This is a genomic window from Pseudomonas sp. GW456-L12 (assembly GCF_059424045.1).
Genome location: NZ_JBWKZA010000001.1, coordinates 481,169 through 488,192, shown reverse-complemented (window position 1 = coordinate 488,192; position 7,024 = coordinate 481,169). Strand labels below are relative to the sequence as shown.

5 protein-coding genes and 1 pseudogene are annotated in these 7,024 nt (G+C 63.0%); 4 read left to right on the top strand and 2 right to left on the bottom strand.

Features of this window, described 5'->3' with window-relative positions; genetic code table 11:
- Nucleotides 1-111, top strand: a pseudogene (locus AC07Y9_RS02450) (heme-binding protein); the annotation flags it as partial.
- A 120-nt stretch (nt 112-231) separates the two neighbouring features.
- Here the strand turns inward: AC07Y9_RS02450 and AC07Y9_RS02445 are convergent.
- Complete coding sequence (locus AC07Y9_RS02445) at nt 232-840, bottom strand: TetR/AcrR family transcriptional regulator (RefSeq protein ID WP_007931453.1); 609 nt, start codon at nt 838-840, stop codon at nt 232-234.
- A 135-nt stretch (nt 841-975) separates the two neighbouring features.
- Between AC07Y9_RS02445 and AC07Y9_RS02440 the strand changes: the two genes are divergently transcribed.
- Nucleotides 976-1,902, top strand: a complete 927-nt coding sequence (locus AC07Y9_RS02440) for a DUF808 domain-containing protein (RefSeq protein WP_101337188.1) — start codon at nt 976-978, stop codon at nt 1,900-1,902.
- Nucleotides 1,903-1,950: 48 nt separating this feature from the next.
- On the opposite strand, the gene AC07Y9_RS02435 is transcribed toward AC07Y9_RS02440, so the two are convergent.
- Complete coding sequence (locus tag AC07Y9_RS02435; protein ID WP_009047750.1) at nt 1,951-3,366, bottom strand: aminotransferase-like domain-containing protein; 1,416 nt, start codon at nt 3,364-3,366, stop codon at nt 1,951-1,953.
- Nucleotides 3,367-3,641: 275 nt separating this feature from the next.
- On the opposite strand from AC07Y9_RS02435, the gene AC07Y9_RS02430 reads away from it, so the two are divergent.
- Together AC07Y9_RS02430 and AC07Y9_RS02425 are read left to right on the top strand one after the other, a co-directional pair.
- A complete protein-coding gene (locus AC07Y9_RS02430; RefSeq protein WP_102678447.1) occupies nt 3,642-4,646 on the top strand; it encodes an SGNH/GDSL hydrolase family protein in 1,005 nt (334 codons plus the stop codon).
- A gap of 185 nt (nt 4,647-4,831) precedes the next feature.
- Complete coding sequence (locus AC07Y9_RS02425) at nt 4,832-7,009, top strand: iron-containing redox enzyme family protein (protein WP_102678446.1); 2,178 nt, start codon at nt 4,832-4,834, stop codon at nt 7,007-7,009.
- Nucleotides 7,010-7,024: the final 15 nt, after the last annotated feature.

The following is a 7,024-nucleotide window of genomic DNA, read 5'->3' as shown; positions in this document are numbered from 1 at the left end:
CTGGTGGGGGCGATCGGCATCAGCGGCGACACCTCGGACATCGACGAGCAATGCGCGATCAGCGCCATCGAGGCGCAGGGCTTGCAGGCGGATGCGGGCGTGAGCGCCTGATCTGTAGCCGTGTAGCCGCTGCCGCAGGCTGCGATCGCACACAACGGGTGCGCAAGATCTGAAGATCGCTGAAGGCCTTCGGCCTTATCGCAGCCTGCGGCAGCGGCTACAAGGGCTGGCTTACTTGTCCGTTTCGCAGCCCTTGAGCACCAGGCGGATGATGGTCTGGGCGGCGGCTTCGTAATCGGACTCGTCCAGCTTGGCCTTGCCGGTCACCACCGAGATCTGCCAGTCGAAGTCGGCGTAGGTCTGGGTCGCGGCCCAGATGCTGAACATCAGGTGGTGTGGGTCGATGGGCGCGATCTGGCCACGATCGATCCAGGTCTGGATGCAATCGATGTTGTGCTTGGCCTGGGCGTTGAGCTGTTCGACCTGGTCCGGGCTCAGGTGCGGAGCGCCGTGCATGATCTCGCTGGCGAACACCTTGGAGGCGAAGGGCAGGTCGCGGGAGATGCGGATCTTCGAGCGGATGTAGCCGCTCAGTACTTCACTGGGCACACCGTCGGCGTTGAACGGGGTCGAAGCCTGGAGGATCGGCTCGATGATGCTTTCCAGGACCTCGCGGTAGAGGTTCTCCTTGGATTTGAAGTAGTAGTAGACGTTGGGTTTGGGCAATCCTGCCTTGGCCGCGATATCGCTGGTTTTGGTCGCAGCGAAGCCTTTGTCGGCAAACTCTTCACTGGCGGCACGCAGGATCAGTTCTTTGTTGCGCTCGCGGATGGTGCTCATAAACCAGGTGATTCCTTGCCTGTTCGGGCGGTTGCGCATGGTAGCACCGGCCTTGCGCGAGGCTCAAGAATGCCCCGGCGGCCCTCGTTGCGCGTTATGCTTCGCAGCATTTATCACCTCAAGGAACCCTGATCCATGGCCGGAAGCAGTTTGCTGGTGCTGATCGACGATATTGCCGCGGTACTCGACGACGTGGCGCTGATGACCAAGATGGCGGCGAAGAAGACCGCCGGGGTGCTGGGGGACGACCTCGCGCTCAATGCCCAGCAGGTTTCCGGGGTGCGCGCCGAGCGTGAGTTGCCGGTGGTCTGGGCGGTGGCCAAGGGCTCGTTCCTGAACAAGCTGATCCTGGTGCCCGCGGCGCTGGCCATCAGTGCCTTCGCGCCCTGGCTGGTGATACCGCTGCTGATGCTCGGCGGCGCCTACCTGTGCTTCGAGGGCTTTGAAAAGCTCGCCCACAAGTTTCTCCACAGCAAGGCCGAGGATCAGGCCGAGCACCAGCAACTGATCGAAGCCGTGGCGGACCCGGCCACCGATCTGGTGGCCTTCGAGAAGACCAAGATCAAGGGCGCGATCCGCACCGACTTCATTCTCTCGGCCGAGATCATCGCCATTACCCTGGGCACCGTCGCCGACGCGCCGTTGATGCAGCAGGTGGTGGTGCTTTCGGGCATCGCCATCGTCATGACCGTCGGCGTGTATGGCCTGGTGGGCGGCATCGTCAAGCTCGACGACCTTGGCCTGTGGCTCACGCAGAAGCCGGGCCAGGTGGCGAAAAGCATCGGTGGCGCGATCCTGCGCGCGGCGCCCTACATGATGAAAAGCCTCTCGGTGATCGGCACCGCGGCCATGTTCATGGTCGGTGGCGGCATCCTCACCCATGGTGTGCCGGCGGCGCACCACTGGATCGAGACTGTCACCGCGCACACGGCCGAGGCGGTTGGCGGGTTTTCGCTGATCATGCCGACGCTGCTCAATGCCGTGGCCGGCATCATCGCCGGCGCCGCAGTACTGGTCGTGGTGTCGCTGGGCGGCAAGCTGTGGCGCGCGGCCAGGGCCTGATTTACTGATGCCCCTCGCCGCGGTAGCGAGGGGCAGGCGCGAGGGGGGTCAGGCGGGGAGCAGTTGCGCGACCGCCAGGCCGATCTTGTTGATCGCCTGTTCGATCTTGCGGTTGGGCACGCCGGCAAAGTTCAGCCTGAGGCAATTGCGGTACTTGCCGGCCGCGGAAAAGATATTGCCGTTGGCGATCTGGATGTCCTCGGCTTCCAACAGCCGGTTCAGGGTGTAGGTGTCGAACTCGTCCGGCAGCTCCACCCACAAGGTGAACCCGCCCTGGGGTTTGCTGACCCGGGTGCCTTCCGGCAGATAGCGGCTGACCCACTCGGTCATCAGGTCGCGATGGCGCTGGTACTGTTTGCGCATCCGCCGCAGGTGCGGCAGGTAGTGACCCTTGGCAATGAATTCGGCCACCGCCAGCTGTGGCTGGGTAGCGGTGGTGCCGGAGCCGACGTATTTCATGTGCAGCACTTGCGGCAGGTAACGTCCCGGGGCGATCCAGCCGATCCTCAGTCCTGGCGCCAGGGTTTTCGAGAACGAACTGCACAGCAGCACGCGCCCGTCGTCGTCGAATGACTTCAGGGTGCGCGGCCGCGGGTAGCGGAACGCCAGGTCGCCATAGATATCGTCTTCGATGATCGGCACGTCGTAGCGCTGGGCCAGGCGGATCATCGCGCGCTTGCGATCGTCCGGCATGATGTAGCCCAGCGGATTGTTGCAATTGGGCGTGAGCTGGATGGCCTTGATCGGCCATTGTTCCAGGGCCATTTCCATGGCTTCCAGGCTGATGCCGGTGACCGGGTCGGTGGGAATCTCCAGGGCCTTGAGGCCGGCGGCCTTGAGCAGCTGGATGATGCCGTGGAAGCAGGGGGAGGCGATGGCCACGATGTCGCCGGGTTCGCACAGGGCGCGGATGGCGATGGACAGGGCTTCCTGGCAGCCGCTGGTGACGACGATTTCCGCAGGCGTTAGGCGGCAACCGGAATCGACGCCGAGGCGGGCAATCTGCTCGCGCAGGCTCAGCACACCTTGCAGGTGGTTGTATTGCAGGCTAGGGCTGTCGCTGCGCCGGCTGATCCGCGCCAGGGCGGTCAGCAGCGGCTTGAGGGTCGGCGCGGTGGTGTCGGGCATGCCACAACCCAGTTGAATGGCATTGGCGTTCTGCTCCTGGCGCATCAGGTCCTGCACCAGGTCCCACTGGGAGATATCCACAGGCCGCAACGACGGCCGTCCCATCTTCGGCAGCTCCGGCAAGCGCCGGCCGGCCGGGACGAAATAGCCCGACTTGGGCTTGGGGATAGCCAGTCCCGAGCTTTCCAGAACCCGATAGGCCTGTTGCACGGTGGTGAGGCTGACGCCGTGCTCGAGGCTCAGGGCCCGCACCGAAGGCAGACGCTCCCCCGGTCCGTATAACCCCTGTTCAATGCGGCTGCTGATGTATTCGGCGAGATTCAGGTATCGAGTCATGCGGGGGACTGTAGCCACTCATCTGTCGTATAAAAAGTTACAGATTTCACTTTTTTTGAAAATTTTTCAGGGCGAAAAGGCAATCTGTACTGAGAAAAATCATCCGGCGTGTACCTATAAGACAGTGGTTGCCTTTGGGAAGATGGCCCGCATCGCGCTGTACTGGTTGTTCTTAAATACAGTTGCGGCGCAATTCAGAGTCCCCCCGGGCAACGTGTAACGGGCTTCCCCCTCAGGCTACTTTAGACGATGACTTCTCAAGGAAGAGCAGGGTAATGACGGCAAGGATCAAACTGACTCCGCAGATGGCTGAGTACGAGCAGAAATTCACCGACGGTGGTGAGGTTCGCTGGCTTCCTTATTTGATGTATTTCCATCCTACCGACCACCGTTCGGAGGTGGTCAATACAGATGCCTCGGGCTTCCGCTATTCGGAGTTGCTGGGCATACAGTATTCGGTGGTCAACAGCCGCCACGCCAAGAGCGTGCGGGTGCTGGCCGGCAGCTCGACCGTGTTTGGCATCGGTGCCAGCTCGGATGCCTGGACACTGCCTTCGCGCCTGGCCGAGAACGATCCGGACAGCAAACCCTGGATCAACTTCGGCGGACGCAGCTTCAACTCGACCCAGGAACTGACGCTCTTCACCCTTTATCGTCATTTGCTGCCCAAGGTCGACGAGATCGTGCTGTTTTCCGGGTTCAACAACCTGGGGCTGGCCCGCCAGCCACACAGCAGCCGTGGCGAACACGGCGCTTTCTTCAACTGCAATCAGTTCTTCGACGCCATGCGTCCGGAGACTCAGGCCCCCAAGCGCGGCATGTTCCGCGCCTTGCTCGGCAAGGAACAGGAAGAGCCGACGCCCGAGCCGCCACCGACCATGGAAGAGCAGATCGACTACGCCTCCGACCTGACCCTGCGTCACCTGGATACCTGGCGCGCACTGGCGGCCGACATGGGCGCCAAGCTGACCTTCATTCTGCAGCCGCTGGCCGGCTGGGTCCGGGAAAAGGGTTGCGACGAGGAAGAACAGCTGTTCGCTGAGTTGGATCGCGCCGGCAGTTTCAGCGAGGTCTATGGCGACATCCTGCAGCCCAGCGTCTGCGAGGCCTATGCCGCCCGCCTGCGCGAAGGCGCACAGAAGATGGGCGTGCGTTTCGTGAACATTACACCGCTGCTGTCCGAGGCCCTGCGGCCTGAACAGTGGTTGTTCGTCGACCGTATTCACTTCACCGACCAGGGGAACGATTTCGTCTCGAAAATCATCCTCGATGTTCTTTAAAGGAGTCTGCCATGAGTTACATCAAGAGCTTGTTCCAACGCCTGTTCGGCAAGAAGAAAAAGAAGAAGCCGGACTCTTCGATCTACCCGATGTTCTGATCTCGACACCCGACGTCATTGCTTGCCGATGACTGAGGGCCGGCAATGGATTGCCTTGGTCTCCAACCTGGAAGGGAAGTAAACAGTATGTGGCGCCAGTTTTATCGATCAGTCAGCAATCCCGAGAGCTTTCTGGGGGATGTCAGTATTCGGCGCCTGATGGGCCTGGCCGCACCGGGTGAAGCCGGTGCGGGTGGCCTGGCCGGGTTGCGGGTACAGATCGAGCACTGGCGTGACGAGCAGGCCCGGGCTTACCGCGAACTGGCCAGCCAGGCCGCGGAGCTGGGTAACCAACGGGAATTCGCCGAGGCCCTGCTGTCGCACTCGGCGCCATTGGCCTCGGTGCTGGGCTGCTGGTTGCAAGGCATGAGCGCCCCCGGCGTCTTCGAGGACAGCGCGCAGCTCAAGCTCATGGAGTTGCTGGCCCACGACGTAGGCGTCGGGCGGCCCCTGGCATCGCGCGCCGATCACTTCAAATCGCTGTTGGTACAGTCGGGGCTGACCGCCTATGCGGTTTCGCCGTTCGAGCTTTCCACGCTCCCCGACCTGCCTGACGAACTGTTCGAATTACCTGCATTGCTGCAAGCGGTCAGCCGCCGCAGCGATGCCTTTGGCGATACCCTGTGCGGCATCGATTATGCCTGGCGTGCCCTGGGGCTGAGCCCATGGTGGTCGGTGCTGGATGCGCAGCAGCTGGACGTCCGCCGGCTCGACCTGAACCAGCTGGATGAAACCGCGGAAGACAGTTCGGCGCTGGAAATCTCCCAGTGGGTCTGCGAGCAGGTCGCCAGCCAGGGCAGCCTTCGCCGCCTGCAACTGGAGGCGGGCGCCCAATGGTTGTTCGCGGCCCTGAAAACCTTCAACGAACGATTGCTGGCGCACTGCCGGGCCGCGGTATCGCCCGAGCGCCTGATGGGCAAGATGATCCAGCGCATGGCCCGGGCCGGCGCGGTCTATCACCAGGATTACAAGATGGAAGGCCGCAGCCTGGCGCAGTGGCTGCGTGAGGCCCAGGTCGACCCCGTGCCGCTGCTGGAAATGCTTTCGCGCAGCCGCCTGATCGTGCCGGGCAATGCCGAGAAGAGCCTGCTGGTCAATACACTGGTTGCGCCGAACGGGCGCATGTTCCGGATTTTCAGCGAGGCCGACCTGAGCGTCATCCGCAAGTGGATCGATGGCCTGTCCGGCCCGATCCAGCGTGCGGAAGCTGCCGAAGCACCAGCGCCAACCCCTTGCAATGCAGTGGTTCGGCAGGTGCTGGGCGAGAGCATTGCAGAGCAGGGCCAGTGGCCCAAGAGCTTGCGCGAGGCCTATTTCGTCTTGCAGGGCAGGGCGCTGGCGCCGCGCACCCAGGCTTTTGCCCAGGCTTATGTGACCCGTTGGCTGGAACAGTCGCGGCGCTCGCTGCAAAGCTCCGAACGCACTTTGCCTGAAGCCTGGAATGTCGGCGTCTTGCGCGAATGGTTGCTGGACAAGCATGACCGCCATGGCCAGGAGTTCGAAGAAAGCGACCCGGCGGCCATGCCGTCGCGCGAAGAAATCGTCGACTCCACCCTGCAACTGGCACCGCTGACCTTGATCGACGGCGCCTGGCTCCAGGGTTTCACCGACCTGACGCTGGCCTCGTCCCATGTCGGCTATGCGCTGTTCCAGACCTATTGGGATGAGCTGGGTAACGGCTCCTATGCGTTGAACCATCCGAAAATCTACCGCGACGGCCTGCGCCAGATGGGCCTGGAGCTGGCGCCTACCGGTGCCCGCGAGTTCGCCGAGGATGAGCGGCTGCGCGAGGCGTCGTTCCGCTTGCCGGTCTACTGGCTGTGCCTGGGCAAGTTGCCGGTGACCTTCATGCCGGAAATCCTCGGCATGAACCTGGCGATGGAGCTGTCGGGGGTGGGCGGCAGCTATCGCTCGGCCCGGCGCTTCCTCAGGCACTACGGCTTCAGCACCGCGTTCGTCGACCTGCACAACACCATCGATAACGTCTCCACCGGGCATTCGGCCTGGGCGGTGGACGCCATCGACGCCTACATGCGCCAGGTCGCCGCCTCGAAACCGGCGGAACTGGCAGAGCACTGGCAGCGGGTCCGCGTCGGCTACGAGTCCCTGGCACCGCAGCCGGACCGCCTGACGTCCTGGTTGCGGCGCCTGGGTATCGGCTCCGCGGGTGCAGTGCTGCCTCGGAGCAAGACGCGGGGCGAGGACCAGGCGCTGTTCCATCACGAACCTATTGTCCCTGCCGCGCCGGTGGGCGTAACGGCCTGAACATCAAGGAGTGTC